This is a genomic window from Spirosoma gilvum (assembly GCF_054776815.1).
In genome coordinates this window covers 199,112-214,906 of record NZ_BAAHBH010000012.1, presented here as the reverse complement: position 1 = coordinate 214,906, position 15,795 = coordinate 199,112, and the positions used below count along the sequence as shown (strand labels likewise).

General features: G+C 44.1%; 11 protein-coding genes and 1 tRNA gene. 10 read left to right on the top strand and 2 right to left on the bottom strand.

Features of this window, described 5'->3' with window-relative positions:
• Window positions 1–14: 14 nt before the first annotated feature.
• From ACYVFD_RS28120 to ACYVFD_RS28110, 3 genes are all read left to right on the top strand, one after another.
• Window positions 15–2,174: a sensor histidine kinase gene (locus tag ACYVFD_RS28120; RefSeq protein WP_461093850.1), complete on the top strand. Its 2,160-nt coding sequence runs from the start codon at window positions 15–17 to the stop codon at window positions 2,172–2,174.
• 141 nt (window positions 2,175–2,315) lie between these two features.
• On the top strand, window positions 2,316–3,575 hold the full coding sequence (locus ACYVFD_RS28115; RefSeq protein ID WP_461093849.1) for a carboxypeptidase-like regulatory domain-containing protein: 1,260 nt from the start codon (window positions 2,316–2,318) through the stop codon (window positions 3,573–3,575).
• A 3-nt stretch (window positions 3,576–3,578) separates the two neighbouring features.
• A complete protein-coding gene (locus tag ACYVFD_RS28110; RefSeq protein WP_461093848.1) occupies window positions 3,579–5,930 on the top strand; it encodes a tetratricopeptide repeat protein in 2,352 nt (783 codons plus the stop codon).
• 646 nt (window positions 5,931–6,576) lie between these two features.
• Here ACYVFD_RS28110 and ACYVFD_RS28105 read toward each other — a convergent pair.
• The gene (locus ACYVFD_RS28105) at window positions 6,577–8,031 is read right to left on the bottom strand and encodes a choice-of-anchor Q domain-containing protein (RefSeq protein WP_461093847.1); all 1,455 of its coding nucleotides are present in this window, start codon (window positions 8,029–8,031) and stop codon (window positions 6,577–6,579) included.
• Between ACYVFD_RS28105 and ACYVFD_RS28100 the strand changes: the two genes are divergently transcribed.
• From ACYVFD_RS28100 to ACYVFD_RS28090, 3 genes are all read left to right on the top strand, one after another.
• On the top strand, window positions 8,030–8,224 hold the full coding sequence (locus tag ACYVFD_RS28100) for a hypothetical protein (RefSeq protein ID WP_461093846.1): 195 nt from the start codon (window positions 8,030–8,032) through the stop codon (window positions 8,222–8,224). The two genes, ACYVFD_RS28105 and ACYVFD_RS28100, sit on opposite strands and share 2 nt — an antisense overlap.
• A gap of 873 nt (window positions 8,225–9,097) precedes the next feature.
• Window positions 9,098–9,916 (top strand): SMODS-associated NUDIX domain-containing protein, encoded by an 819-nt coding sequence (locus tag ACYVFD_RS28095; protein WP_461093845.1) that lies wholly within the window; start codon window positions 9,098–9,100, stop codon window positions 9,914–9,916.
• 14 nt (window positions 9,917–9,930) lie between these two features.
• Complete coding sequence (locus ACYVFD_RS28090) at window positions 9,931–11,568, top strand: nucleotidyltransferase domain-containing protein (RefSeq protein WP_461093844.1); 1,638 nt, start codon at window positions 9,931–9,933, stop codon at window positions 11,566–11,568.
• A 103-nt stretch (window positions 11,569–11,671) separates the two neighbouring features.
• Here ACYVFD_RS28090 and ACYVFD_RS28085 read toward each other — a convergent pair.
• Window positions 11,672–11,744: transfer RNA gene (locus tag ACYVFD_RS28085), tRNA-Met, on the bottom strand.
• Between the two features lie 144 nt (window positions 11,745–11,888).
• Between ACYVFD_RS28085 and era the strand changes: the two genes are divergently transcribed.
• The 4 genes from era to ACYVFD_RS28065 all read left to right on the top strand — a co-directional run bounded on the left by era (window position 11,889) and on the right by ACYVFD_RS28065 (window position 15,725).
• Window positions 11,889–12,809, top strand: coding sequence for a GTPase Era (gene era, locus ACYVFD_RS28080; RefSeq protein WP_461093843.1), 921 nt, complete (start codon window positions 11,889–11,891; stop codon window positions 12,807–12,809).
• A 99-nt stretch (window positions 12,810–12,908) separates the two neighbouring features.
• The gene (gene der / locus ACYVFD_RS28075; RefSeq protein WP_461093842.1) at window positions 12,909–14,216 is read left to right on the top strand and encodes a ribosome biogenesis GTPase Der; all 1,308 of its coding nucleotides are present in this window, start codon (window positions 12,909–12,911) and stop codon (window positions 14,214–14,216) included.
• A 58-nt stretch (window positions 14,217–14,274) separates the two neighbouring features.
• Window positions 14,275–15,201, top strand: coding sequence for a DMT family transporter (locus tag ACYVFD_RS28070; protein WP_461093841.1), 927 nt, complete (start codon window positions 14,275–14,277; stop codon window positions 15,199–15,201).
• A 218-nt stretch (window positions 15,202–15,419) separates the two neighbouring features.
• Complete coding sequence (locus ACYVFD_RS28065; RefSeq protein ID WP_461093840.1) at window positions 15,420–15,725, top strand: ArsR/SmtB family transcription factor; 306 nt, start codon at window positions 15,420–15,422, stop codon at window positions 15,723–15,725.
• Window positions 15,726–15,795 lie beyond the last annotated feature (70 nt).

The window sequence follows — 15,795 nt, the reverse complement described above, 5'->3', positions numbered from 1 at the left end:
CACTCCATTCATCCATGCTCCTAAAACGCGGTTACCTTTTCGCTTTGCTGGCTTGCCTGCTTATGAGTCCACTCCGGGCTGCGCCAGTTGTTGTTCAAGACCCAGCTCAATCCTATGATCTCTTCTCTGCCAGTACGTTGCTGGAGACCAAAGTGGGGAGTTTATCGGTGCAGGCTTTATTGCAAAACCCAAACCAGTATCGATTTGTACCTACCCAGCATGAGCTGATCAAACCCTATTATCGCCAGTTTGAATACTGGTTTCGGTTCGAACTAACGAACCAAACCGCATCGGACCTGTTTCTGCACTTCGTTTATGCTGGAACTGAGTTCATTACAGTCTATGAAGTAGCCGATGGGCGGCTCCTGGCTACTCACCAACTCGGCACACTCCAGCCCCAACGGACATACACCTTTCTGAAAAGCAATGAAGTGTGCCCTACCTCAGTTCGGCAGGGACAAACGCACGTGTTTTATGTGCAGATGCGTGGGGTATTCACCACAGCAATGCCTATTTATGCCAAGGCAACGAATACCTTACTGCAAACGCTGCACCGAGATGATCTGTTTTACGGCCTCTATTACGGATTCATCCTGATCATTATTATTTATAGCCTGCTTCTGTACGCCCGGCTTCGAGAGAATGATACGCTTTTGTATAGTATCTGGGTCATTTTTATGGGACTGCAACTGGCTCTTTTTCGGGGCCATACCAATGAGTTTTTCTGGTCTTCGAACCCAGCTATCGAACGCTACGCGACAGTCCTGGCTGGTCTTACGGGGCTGGTACACATTCCGTTCACGCTGGCCTTTTTGCGCCTGCGCGAGAAAGCTCCGCTATTCTATAAAATTGGCATCGGCATACTGACTCTCTATGCCATCGGAATTGTACTCAACCTGATTGGCATCAGTGCATCAGTGGGCGAAAACCGGCGGCTGGACTTTGTTCCTCAAATTGCCATGCTGGAAGGTATTTTCAGCGTAACGGCGGGGATTATTATTTTACGACGGGGATTCCAGCCAGCCCTGTTCTACGTCATTGGTAATTTGGTCTTTTTTGCGTCTATTTTCCTGTATCTGGCCTACGCAACTGGTGCCTTAGCGTACTCGTTCTGGACTTACAATAGCCTGCATTTAGGGTCAGGCATTGAGATTATCCTGTTTACACTCGCTTTGACCAATAAGGTAAATCAGCTCAAACAACAGCAGGAAGCCGCTGTGCGTGAACAACTTCGCCTGGCCGAAGCGAACCGGCAGTTGGTAGAACAGCAGAACACGATACTGGAAGAAAAAGTAAGTCTACGCACGGCCGAACTGCACAGCCAGAAGGAAGAATTACAGAAAACATTAACCACGCTACGAACTACCCAGGCGCAGTTGATTCAGCAGGCCAAACTAGCGTCATTGGGCGACGTGACGGCAGGTATTGCCCACGAAATTCTGAATCCGCTCAACTTCGTCAATAATTTCGCCAGGTTATCGGTTGGGCTGGCCGACGATATGGAGGAAGGTATACAAACGAGCGACTACGGGTTGGTGACGGATGCGATGGGCGATATCCGAAAAAACCTACAATCCATTGCTCAGAACGGGCAGCGGGCAGCGGCCATTGTTGGCAACATGCTTGAACACGCCCGAACTGGCGGCACTTCGGGTCCACGCCAACCCGCCGATCTTAATGCGCTGGCCGACCAGTACATAAACTTAAGCTACAACGGTCTGCTGGCTAAAGATAAGTCAGGCTCAATGGCTCAGCTTAATATTAAGTTGATGGCTGAACTAGACCCAACTGTGGGCAAAATTGATCTGGTACCGCAAGACATGGGACGGGTGCTGATGAATTTGTTCAATAATGCGTTTTATGAGGTGATTCAGAAAGCCCGGAAGCAGCCTGCCGATTACCAGCCGACGGTATCTGTTCGGACGGAGCGGATGGCAAATGAAGTTAAGCTCACGGTATACGACAATGGCGCTGGCATTCCGGAGGCAATCCGCGCCAAGATTTTTCAGCCTTTTTTTACGACCAAACCCACAGGCCAGGGAATCGGACTGGGCCTATCGCTCAGCTACGACATCGTTACCAACGGCCACGGTGGGCGAGTAGACGTTCACACAGAAGTAGGCCATTTCACGGAATTTTACGTTTATCTGCCGATTAGCAACCCTGAATCCTGATTTTACAGGAATTCTTCGTGTTCGAAACCAGCTATCAGATCATAAGTAGCGGGTAGGTTAACGCAATAATTTTCTAACCAAACTGACTGTTATACAATCTTTTGGGTTAGATTTATAGTAGTTTCCAGAATCCTTCCTCTCATGAAAACGCTTCTTTTCTGCTTTGCCAACGACCGCGATCGTCCGCTGCCAGAGCTACGACGCGAAGACGACACTATTGATCGGTTATTAGACCCGTTAAGCAGCCAACAACACTTTCAAAAGATTCGGGATTCATTCGCCACAACCGACTCTGTTGCCAGCAAAATCATTACGTATCAGGAGTCGTTGTGTCTGTTTCATTACAGTGGACACGCGGGCTCTTCTGCACTTCATCTGGAAGATTCGCCGGCCAGAGCCGTGGGTATTGCGCAACTACTGGCCCGTTGTCCGCAACTCCGATTGATCTTCTTAAATGGGTGTTCTACGTTAGAGCATATTCGATTGCTTCGGGAGCAAAACAGCCAGGCGGCTATCATTGCCACCAGTACGCCCGTTCAGGATACGGTAGCCACCCAGTTTTCGATTGCCTTTTACCGCGCTCTGGTCAATGGTACAAGTCTGGCCGAAGCACTGGAACGGGCGCGTCTGGAACTCCAGGTTAAAGACACAGCCATGATTGAAACCATTCGGGGCGGTGTTTTCACCGAACTGGAAGAGGTTAGCCGCAACCAATGGTACTTCTCAACGCCTAATGAAATCACTACGCAATGGAGGTTACCAGCCGGTGAAGAGCGACGCCGTGCCGAGCGTCGAACCCGCTACGACCGCTATTTCCGTCTGGCTCTGATTCTGAGCACGATTGTGATTGTGGGTGGGAGTTATTCCTATTTTCGCATGCATCAGAGTTTCGATTACATCGTTTACCTACGCCCAGGGCAAGGTCAGACCCCAGTTTCGTCTGCTGCCAAAATTCGGCTGATTCTGGGCAACGTTCCCCGTGAGGAAACGGTTGACGCGAACGGTCGGGTGATGATTGCGGGGATTCCGGCCAGGTTTCAGGAAAAGCCCGTCCGCGTCGAACTGCTCAACAGCCCGGATCTGGCGTTTAGCAACGGTACATTTGCCGATACGCTGCTACTAGACAAAACTGAAGCTACGCTGTCGTTGATTCCGCACCAGGATCTATGCTGCATTCGAGGCACAGTGTACGACAACAACGGCCATCCCGTGTCCAAAGCTACCGTTTGGGCGGAGAACTTTCCGGTCCAGCAAACCGATAGTCTGGGGCGTTTTGTTCTCCAGTTGCCGGTAGAGTACCAACAGGAAACCAGCATTCGCGTAACGGCTCGTAAAAATCAGCAACAAGCTTCCGTACACGCTACTCCCCGCGAAGAAACGTCGGTATTGCTTCCTCTTTAACCCATGAAATCTTTAATTGTACTACTCGTTTTAGTAAGCCTACCGCTGTTCTTGCAGGCACAGGCACCGTGTGTACAGGAGTATAAAGGCGAAATAACCCTGTTTACCAACAAAGGCCGATTACCCCAGCTACCGATTATCATTGACGGCAATCAGGGGCCTCTGACTGATGAGAATGGTATCTTTCGGTATCGCCTGAACAAGTGCCCGGGCATGACCGTTCGCATCAAGTTAGGCGGCAACCATTGGGATGTCGTTAATCACACCGAAATCTACTCCTACACAATCCGCCAACTAGCCGACCCCTCCGATTTTCAGTTTAAGCTGATTGTAGCTCAGGTTCAGGACATCGAACGAGCCAGACGCCAGTACTACGCTACAATTGCCGGTGTAGCATTAGACAGAGGCTTGACATCCATGAAAGGCGATATCAAGAAACTAACCGATCTGGTGGTCGATCAGCAGCGGCTCATTACCAATGGGGCTAAACAGCCCGCTCATCAGACACAGCCAATGACTGATGGACTAGAGCAACGGTTAAAACAACAACAAAAAGAGTATCAGCGGGTACTGGATAGTCTGGTTCAAATGCCTTCGATGCTCACCAGCCGAATCAATGACTTGCAGAAGTTGCTCGAAAAGCAACAGGTGGCCGACAAACACCTGATCGACAGCCTTGGCCGGGGGGGAGTTAATCAGCAAAGTAAAATTACCGAGTTAGAAAAAATTCTGAATCAACAGCGACAGGAGAATCAACAGCTACTGGCAAAACTGATCCAGAAGCAGGATTCGACTCAGAAGCATGAAAAAACTGGGGAGTTACAAAAACTTGTTGACCAGCAAAAACGGGAGAATCAGCGGCTGCTCGACAGTCTGAGCAAGAAGGAAATGGCCTGGCAAAAGCGCCAAAAGGACGAGCTTGCTAGTAATACCCAACAAAACCTGTCAATTCAACAACTGCGCGACAGCCTGGCCCGGATGCAAAGCCGGTATCAACAGGCGTTAAACGAAAAGGATAAGCGATTGAGCGAAGTGAAGGCAATGGCAGCCGTTTTTGCAAAGCAAACCGCCATTGACAGCAGTTATCAGCAAGCCTTTCTGAAATATAAGGCAGGTCAGTTTGCCAGTGCTTTATCGACGTTATCTGATGATACGCTCAGTAGAGATAAGACGAAGATGAGTGCGAGAGTAGGGGGTGGCTCTCCTTTTAAGCCTGTTGCTAACCCCAGTGAACTATCCGATTCGGAAGTACCGAAAGATCGGGCTGTTTATGTGGGTAAGTGTCTGTTGAAGGCCAACATCTACCGCTCGCAGTACGACATGGAAAAGGCGGCTCATTGGTACGAAGAAGCCATTCATGCCGATTCGACGCAGGTGGAAAACATACTTACCTATGCCAATTTCCTGCAGCAACTAGATCGGTCTGATGAAGCAGGCCGTTGGTATAAAAAAGCGTTGGATCTTAATCCCAATGCTCCGCTTAAAGCTGATGTCTACGTTGACCAGGGCTATTATTACATGGCAACCAATAGGCTTACTGAAGCCGAAGCTGTATTCCAGAAAGCCAAAACGATAAAGCAGCAACAGGCGCAGGCTACCCCTGAACAGATTGATCCGGGGCTTGCTCACGTGCTCAATGGACTAGGTACGCTCTACGCGAAAAAAAGGCAGAATATTGAGGCCGAAAAAGCATTTTTAGAGGCCAAATTCATCCTCGAGAAGCTGGTTGAAAAATACCCTGATGAGTTCAAAGCCGACCTGGCCTATACACTGGTGGATATTGGTAATATCTGCTTCGACACCCAACGACCTGGAGAAGCTAAAAGCGATTTTTTACGGGCTAAAGGCATACTGGATCGGCTTAAACCAACGGAAGGTGAGATAATACCTGCGGTACAGATTAAGACCATGCACCGGCTGGCACTCTTGAGCAATGGGGAGGAACGTAGAAGCTATTTTCGTGAAGCCGACTCATTGCAGGGGCAAGTGGTTGAATTGATCGAAAAACATTTTGGCGATTCTGAGCCAGTTATGTTGGCCCGCGAACTAAGTAACTGGTCTTATCACTCGCTTTTCAGTGGGAAGTTTGCCAAAGCGGAATCGTTGGCCGAAAAGGCAATTTCCTACGACGAAAGCGAACCATGGGCTAATGCCAATTTAGCAATGGCCTACCTCATGCAGGGCAAACTCGATGACGCCAAAGCACTCTACACCTATCTGAAAAGCCAATCACGACAGTCAGACGGGACTAAAAAGACGTTTCTGGATGACCTGGATGAACTGGAAGCCGCCGGTTTAACCCATCCAGACATAGGAACCATTCGTAAATTATTGAGTCAACAGGGTATCAAATGAAAAAGCCGTACAGAAATTATCTGTAACGGCCTGATCCGATTAATAGCTCTAACAGTTGAAAACTCGAACCAATTGGTTGGAAGGGCTGAAAAGGATTTATGAGCTTAAATCAGTGATAGATGTCGAATCAACTGGTAATCACTGACAGGATATAGGAACAGCAAGGATTTAGCTCGGCTGGAATGTGGCATTAATTGTCATTAACTCAATGCTAAAAGAATCTGTAGTGGTTCTATTTATTCTTGGATCTCAGATGGTTATCTTTGATGTATTCGCTCTTACAACGATGATACTAATTTCTACCCAATCGGTTTAATAGTTTGGCTGCTGACGGAACTGAGTCTACAGGTCAAGGTAAGGCTAACTATGTAGCTAACACAGCTAATTTAAGCACGCCTGTTAGTGTCATAACGTCCTAGTGTGCGGTCAAGCAGGTAATGCAATCACAACAGCGAATAGCAATGTGTTTGTGGGCTTCGTGGCAAGCTATTTCAACACCGCTAATTACAAGAGAGTATTCAGCAGGATAAGTAAGGAGCCACAGGCCGCAAAACAGTAACATCAGCAGAAATTGCAGTCGATAAAGAAAAGCAGGCCAAGTTAGAGCGACCGCTATAATATTCGATTGTTTTCTTTTAAACAATGTTCAGAAGCCCAAGCGCAGCTTAGAAGAGGAATCGGCAAATAATAAAAGGCCAGTAGAGTCATAAGTTAGTTTTTTTATTTCAGCTATTGTACCCGTAGGTATTGTTATGACATGCTGTAAGAATACTTTATCAGTTGCGGTTGGTACTCTACCAACTGACCAGATAGTAGGATCCGTCCATTGACCATCTTTTAAGCTATGAACTTGCCCTAGCTCTTGAAATTCATAAGCTCCTACGTCAATCCGGCCATTTACGAATCGAGGACTTCCCTGTAAATCAGTGTTCCCCACTAGCGCAGAACTTGTAAGTGGGTCGCCAATATCAATGGCGGAAGAACCTTGAAATAGGTGAGTACCCTCTGAAGAGGAAAAAGGAGAGGAAGTAATCATTTTATTCGTAGAATCACTGGCATATCCTTCAACTGAGGTTTCTAACAAACAGTATCTGGCGGTTATAGTGCTTATGTAATTAGAGAATGTGTTGTCTGAACCATTGTTCCAGAATGCACAATTCGATAGAGATATAAAACTATTACCATTGAGCCCAAAGTTAAATAATGCACCACCTCGGGGTGAAAAATTATACAGGAATGAACAGTTAACGAATTGAGGAGTGTTAACCCCATTTCCTCCACCATCATTAGAGATTGCCCCCCCATGCTGGGAGGCAGTATTATTTTCAAAAGAACAATTAATCAACTGCGGACTGGAGTTACCTCCCGATCCATTATTAACAAGTGCACCACCGTAGTTAGCCGAATTATTTTGAAAGAAACAGTTTCGGAATAGCGGGCTGGAAGCTCCAGTTGAGCCTAAATTATAAACAGCTCCCCCGCTTGATGAAACGGACGTAACAGAATTGTCCTGAAATGAACAATAATCAAGTTGAGGACTACTCAAACCACTATTGTATCCATCATTATAAAGGGCACCTCCATCACTTGCTGTATTATTTTGGAAAGAACAATATCGAAGATGAGGACTACTAATACCTGCATTTCCGTAGTTATAAATAGCTCCTCCATCGTAAATAGCCGTGTTATTATAAAACGTACATTGGCTGAGTTGAGGGCTGCTTTTCCCCCCATCCGACCCATTATTAAATAGGGCGCCACCATATCGGGCAGTGTTATTTTGAAAGTAACAATTCTGAAACATAGGCTCGCAATCCTTATTGTCTCCCGATCCATCGTTATAAACTCCTGCTCCCCATTGATCCTGACCAGACCCATCAGCATTTCCGCTGGTAATCACAAATCCATCTAAAACTGAAGTTAAATTGAGACTTGACGGGTTTTTTATAACATGAAAGCAATTATCAGTATTAACTCCTTGTATTCCAATATCACCTGAAAGCGTAGAGCTTGAAGGTTGTGTCGATGACAATTGAGGACGCTGATTTAGAATAGTCTCATTACCTAGAAAGCCCCCTAAGATAGTAACCCCATTTTTCATGGAAAAACTAATACTACGATCTGATCCGCTGGTTGGTTTGTATAGACCTGCTGATACCCAAACTTGCCCTCCAGTAGCCGTCAAAGAGTTAATGGCCCCTTGCAAATCCGAAGTACTGGTAACCCAACTAGTAGCGGAGGCTGGATCAGTGGTAATGCCTGCGGTAGAGACATACCGGGTAGCGATGGGCTGAGCTTGCGCCGAGCGAAAAGCGAAGATTCCATAAATGAGTGGAATTAAGGAAAGGTAAATCTTCATTGAGGCAATTTCAATGTCAGTAACAGATCTTATAAGGTACATACCTATATAATAGCTCAAACTTAGACTCAGTACACCGTTAACAGTATAGGTGTTGGCTAGCACGATCGACACGACACTACCTGTATCCAAAACAGGCCCGGCTATTATATTAAACGGGTTTAGTCTTACTCAGAAAGTGGCTTTCTACAATCCCGAATTGTAGACACTATTTTGCAAGTCTTCAGATAACTCATGCTGAATCTCTTCTATCTTGCGTTGAATGGCAAGTAGCGGTTCAGAGCCAAAGCTGCAATTTAAAAGCAGTTGCTGCTTATCGGTTGGTAAATGACCACAATCAGTTCTAAAATCGCGTAATTAGTTTCTCTAAGCTGCCCTAATTCCTGCAAATCAGCAGCAATGCAGCGTGTGTTGGTTATAGATGTTCCTTTTCTATAAAATTTTCATATTGCTTTTCAGTAGTAAGTTTTTTGTGTGCATTAATTTTTATATACAAATATCTGTAAAATTTATAAAAATTCAAAGTTTATATATATTAAAACAATACTATAACCTACAAATCTTCTTATTCATACGCATACTCATCGCATATTGGACGTACAGCTATGGATTGCAAAACGGCAATCCATATTAAGCGAAACATACTATAAACCACCCAATACATTTTCACTTATCCAAATAGTAATTTCCCTAGCTCCTATAAATAAACTTAATCTACCTATAAAGTATATTATTTTGTTTTTCGCGCGCATATATACAAATTATTCTTCATGCAACTTATTCTTTATAATAATGTTTCGTTTATTAAATGGTGTTTCCTACCCCCACGCCATTAAAAATTTTTAATATCTACACTTTAATGGGAGTGCTTTCTTTCATTGCTACAAATGCCACTGGAATACTTATGAGTATAGTGGCTAATCGATTAGATGCTTTCATCGTCAAGAAAATGCCTTGGGGACAACGCTGGACGCTATGGCTAGCAACCTTTAAAAAAGATTTGATCCGTGTTTCCATTGCTTACTTATATCGAATTGAAATAGATGGGAAGTACCTTCTAGTAAAAGGTAATCGCATTAATCAGTTTCAGCCAGTAGGAGGTGTACGTAAATATTATGAAGGTGCATTACCTAAATTACGCGAATTAGATGTTCGAAAAGACGATTCCCTGAAAATAGATGATATTAGTCGGGATGATCTTCGTATTCGAGTACCAGCGAAAAATTTACTTGAGCTTTTAAAGTGGTATGAAACTAACTCTGATCGGGAAACGGACCAACAGAGAGAATTTCGTGAAGAGTTAGTTAAGCCCAATTATTTATCTCAGCAGTTATTCGAAGACATACAGACTCGTTACCTCTACACTGTACCGACATTTCACTACTCCCAACACTTCCAATGTTGGGAGTTGCTGTATCATGAGATTTATGAACCTGTCTTTACTGCTGATCAAAGAGAAGCCATTAAAGAAGCCATTAAAGCTGTAGAAATCCCAGGCATACTCACTTGGGTGAGCGAAGACCTTATTCTTTCACTTGGCCATGATAAGCGACAAGGCCAAAAGCCTTTTCATATAGGAGAACACGCTAAATTATTAGTGAGCAAAAACCTTAAGCTTTTCAAATAGTAAACAACCAATATATGCAACCTGCACAACCAGTTTTCCCACCACTAGGGTCTGATTATCGGATTAGTGATACAGATGATTTATTGAATCGGATTGGCGAGAGTTTACAATTGAATGCTACGCAACGAAAACTCGCAGACCAACGCTACAAATCAGTCGCAGAATGGATTGAGACAGATGACGAATTTTTCAAAGATGTAGTGGTTAGTATTTATGCACAAGGCTCATTTCGGATAGGAACGATGGTGAGGCCTTACAAGCAAAAGGAATTTGATTTAGACTTTGTAGTACATATTGAATTCCTGTCCGGAAAAATTCACAACCCAATAGAAATACTAAATCAACTGGAAAGGCGGTTAAGAGCACATGACATTTATAAACAAATGCTTGATCGCAAAAATCGGTGCATGCGAATTACGTATGCGAACGATTTTCATATGGACATTATGGTTGGTTGTGAAGAAACTTACCAAGAACCGCAACGTATTGTAGTGCCTGATCGCAAAACAAAGGAATGGACACCAAGTAATCCGATAGGCTATGCACATTGGTTTTTAAGTCGATCACAATTGGTTGCCGAACAATATGCGAGGTTATATAAAGCCTACGAAGTGCGTAACATGGAGTTAAGATCAAGTGAAGACTTACCCGTTGAGCGTTCGTATGAGTTTAAGTTGCCCTTAGAAAGAGCGGTACAAATTTTAAAGCGATACCGTGATGTCTATTTTTACAATAATCCAGATTTCGCTACTTCCAGTATTATTCTAACTACTTTGGCAGCGGAAGCTTATGGTGGTCAATTGTCAGTCTTCGAAGCCATTGATGGAATCATCAATACTATTAACCAGAAAGCTACGAATTTCTACGGTCGTGTTGCCCCTTTCAAGATTCCTAATCCTGCGAATCCCGACGAAAATTTTAGTGAAAAGTGGTTTGAAGACCATCGATTGTTCGATGAGTTTTTGGCCTTCATCAAAGACGTAAAAAGAACTTGGGATACTCTGAAATCTGCCACTAATTCTGTTCTCCGTGAGAATATCCTAAAACAAGCATTTGGCGAAAGCCGTGTAACTCGTTTGATGGGAGAGCAAAGAGACTATCAAACAAAAGCCGGAAAGGTAAATCGGCTTACCCCAATTGCTCAAGCTGCTGGTTTAGGATCGCTTCACACTACGCCAAGTGTTAAGCCGACATTTGAAAAAACACCTGTCCAGAATCAACCAGCTCGTCGATATGGTGGAAAAGCTTTTCCGCTAACCAATGTTCAATATTCAGCAGGAACCAACTATCTGCAAGAGCGGTGGATTGAAGAGACTTACCCAGGTATATTCAGTTTTAACGTCAGGAATGGTGTATTAACCTGCAAAGGAAAGATTAGACCTACTGATGATTGCGATGAATACCGTATTACCATCCAGTATGTCTCTGGCAAACCGCCTAGGGTTTATATTAATAGCCATCGTATCAAATCCAGTCGCTCAATTCATATGTATAGCGATGGATCTTTATGCTTACATTATCCACCTGACATCAAATGGAAACATCGAACCTCGGTAGCGAATTTTACCATTCCTTGGACAGCGGAATGGATTGTCTGTTACGAACTTTGGAAAATAACAGGCAAATGGGAAGGTTCCGCCATAAAACACTAAATACCTATTATTCAAATAGATAAGGCCTCTATTTGTTGTACCTATGTTGTACCAAATGAAAAAGCCGTTACAGAAATTATCTGTAACGGCCTGATCTACTTAGTAGCGGGAGCTGGACTCGAACCAGCGACCTTTGGGTTATGAGCCCAACGAGCTACCAACTGCTCCATCCCGCGATGTTTGGACTGCAAAAGTACGGCAACTTTCTGAAAAAACAACTATCTTTGTAAAAAAAAGTTTACGATCGATCTGAAACGTTTTCGGCAGATTGAGAGTTGTTTGCTAAAGCCGCTGGTAATCAGCCAGTGGGATCACCTCGTATGAATACGGAACTTATCGAAAATTTTCCGGCCAATCATAAGGCCGGCTTCATTAGCATCGTCGGAAAACCCAATGTGGGTAAGTCAACCCTGATGAATCAGCTCGTTGGCGAACGTCTGTCGATTATCACCTCCAAAGCGCAAACCACTCGCCACCGCATTATGGGTATCCTGAATGGAACCCACGATGGTCAGGAGTTTCAGCTGGTTTACTCCGATACACCGGGTATTATCAAACCACAGTACAAACTGCATGAGTCGATGATGAGCTTCGTACGCGGCTCTATCGAAGATGCAGACGTAGTGTTGTTTGTGACGGATATTTTTGAGCAACACGATGAAAATGATGTCATCGAACGATTGCAGAAGTCGGAGGTTCCCATTCTGCTGCTCATCAACAAAATTGACCAGGCCACACACGACCAGGTTATAGAAAAAATAGCTTATTGGGAGACTCATTTTAAAGCTCAGGAAATCATACCCATTTCGGCATTGAACGGATTCAATATCGATAAGGTATTTAATGCTCTTTTCAATCGATTACCACTGCATCCACCTTATTTTCCCAAGGATGAATTAACCGATAAACCTGAGCGATTCTTTGCGTCAGAGATAATCCGGGAAAAGATTTTCCTGAATTATAAGAAAGAGGTTCCTTACAGCAGTGAAGTAATTGTTACCAGCTTCAAGGAAAAGCCAGATATCATTGTTATTCAAGCCGAAATCTTGGTAGAGCGGGCAACCCAGCGGGCTATTTTGCTCGGCGAAGGGGGCAAGATGATCAAAAAAACGGGTATTATGGCCCGCGAAGAACTCGAACGCTTCTTCGGCAAAAAAGTTTTTTTAGAACAATTCGTCAAAGTAGAACCCGACTGGCGTCAAAAAGAACGGATGCTGAAACGGCTGGGGTATGATGAATAAGTATTAGGAGCGAGGAGTGAGGAGTGAGAATGCGCTGCATGAAGAGTTTGCGCCAGCCATTCTCACTCTTCACTCCTCGCTCCTCACTCCTATCAAAAAATGGCAAACATTGTTGCAATTGTGGGTCGACCCAATGTGGGTAAGTCCACACTATTTAATCGCCTGACCGAACAACGACAGGCTATCATGGATAACCAAAGTGGCGTTACCCGCGATCGGCACTATGGCACGGCAGAGTGGAATAATAAGTATTTTACGGTTATCGATACTGGTGGCTATGTCGTTGGCTCCGAAGACGTTTTTGAAGAGTCGATTCGCGAACAAGTCGAAATAGCTATCCAGGAATCAACAGTTCTACTTTTTGTAGTGGATACACAAACCGGCATAACCGGACTTGACGAAGACTTTGCTAATGTACTCCGTCGGTCGAAAAAGCCAATTTATCTGGTTGCCAATAAGGCTGAAACGATCGAGCGTACTCATGCGGCTTCCGAATTTTACGGTCTGGGTTTAGGCGATCCGTATCCTATTTCGTCCGTGACGGGTTCGGGAACCGGCGATCTGCTGGATGAAATCGTTAAACATTTTCAGACGGATGGCGTAGAAAATCCAGACGCGGGTATTCCCCGTGTGGCCATTCTGGGCCGACCTAATGTTGGGAAATCATCTTTTCTGAATGTACTGACCGGTCAGGAACGTAGTATTGTTACCGACATTGCCGGTACTACCCGTGATGCGATCGACACACGATATCGGGCGTATGGGAAAGATTTTATTTTGACCGATACAGCCGGTATCCGCCGTAAAGCGCGTATTCAGGATAATATTGAATTCTATTCAACACTACGTTCCATCAAAGCGATGGAGGAATCGGATGTATGTATCATTTTACTTGATGCAACACGAGGGCTGGAAGCGCAGGATTTAACGATCATTGGGCAGGCTGTTCGGGCTAAGAAAGGGATCGTCATCATGGTCAATAAATGGGATGCCATTGAGAAAGACTCCAAAACGGCTGATACATGGCGCAAAGAGATGATTCAGCGAATGATGCCTATTGACTACCTACCTATCATTTTCGCGTCGGTCCATGAAAAACAGCGCATTTTTCAGGTGATGGAAAAAGCGATGGAGGTTTACGAAAATAAAAATAAGAAGATTGCTACGTCGAAGCTGAACGAGGCCTTGCAACCGGAAATAGAGCGATACCCCCCTCCGGCTCTTAAGGCAAAGCATATAAAAATTAAATATATGCTTCAGGTACCAACGCCTTCGCCCACGTTCGTTTTCTTTTGTAACCTGCCTCAATACGTACAGGAGTCTTACCAGCGATTTTTAGAAAATAAAATCCGCGATCATTTTGATTTTACAGGGGTACCAATCACTTTATTTTTCCGCCAGAAATAGTTTATAACCGTATGGATAGGTAAGGATTGCTTTACCTATCAATACGGGCTTTACAATTATGACGCGCAGTAGCTACTGGATTGGGGCTTTTCTAGTTTTCCTGGCAGCCTTTTGCTTTGCTACGAAAGGCATTTTAATCAAGCTGGCTTATCGATACCCTATTGACTCTATTTCGCTTCTGACGTTGCGAATGCTCTTTGCCCTTCCTTTCTACATCATCATTTTACTGAGATTATCCCGAAAACAACCAGATGTAACCTTAACAGGTCGGCAATGGCTATCGTTAGCCATTTTTGGAATAACGGGCTACTATTTTGCCAGCTTCTTTAATTTCCTTGGTCTGGTATATATCTCGGCAAGTCTGGAGCGGATTCTACTATTTGTTTACCCAACGTTTGTTTTGCTAATAAACGCTGTTGGCCTTGGCCGTCCGGTCACGAAACTTCAGATTATTGCCTTACTCCTTACCTATGCAGGTATTGTACTCGCTTTCTGGGGCAGTATTGATACGGCTGCTCAGAAAGATGTGTTGCTGGGGGCCTTTTGGGTAATTCTTAGCGGATTGGTCTACGCTATTTACCTGGTCGGGAGCGACCGTATGATAGCCTTAGTTGGTTCTCAGCGTTATACCTGTTATGCCATGATAGCGGCTACAATACCTACTGTGCTCCATTGCCTTGTTCATAATCAGCTACAACTTACCGACTATCCTGCTCCTGTATATTTTCTGAGCCTGAGTATGGCTGTTTTCGTTACCGTAGTACCAACGTTTATGATCGCCGAAGGCATTAAGCGAGTGGGCTCGGGCAATGCATCGATCATAGCCAGCGTCGGACCTATTTTTACTATTGTCCTGTCAACTACGGTATTGCAAGAGACCATCAGTCTGGAACAGATAATTGGTACTTTATTTGTGTTAGCGGGTGTCTTCCTTATTAGCTGGAAAGGAAAAAAGCAAGTAATTTCTGTAGCTTCTATTAAGTAATTTCCGCAAAAAATACTTAGTATTGTTGTAGCTAATATTTCTTTGTTACTTACTTACAGGTTACCAGTCTAAGCTATATGGGTGTACTATAGTTATACGAGCTTTGGAAAAAGAACCATTAAATAAAGTTACACTCACATTCAGCATGTTAGTTCTTTACATATGTCAATTTTCGGGCTATATTTCGTTCTATTACCCACTGTTAACAAATCACTACTATGGCAACTGAAAAAGTTTTAGATGAAGAAAAGCGGATCGATAAGGCAGCTTATGTGCTGAAAGCTGTAGCTCACCCTCTCCGTATTAAAATCATTCAAATGCTGAATGAAAATAAAGAGCTGAATGTTTCGGCGATTTATAAAAACCTAAACGCAGAACAATCCCTGATTTCTCACCACTTAATTAACATGCGAGATAAGGGAATCCTTGAAATTCGACGCAGTGGCAAGAATATCTATTATTTTCTGGTAGATGATGCTGTAGCTGAAATAATCGATTGTATTTACAGAAGTAAGCTTATTTAAACTTATCGATAAAAAAGGCCGTAAAGTTGAACATTAATAAGTGGGTTATTATAGTTCTAACTTTACGGCT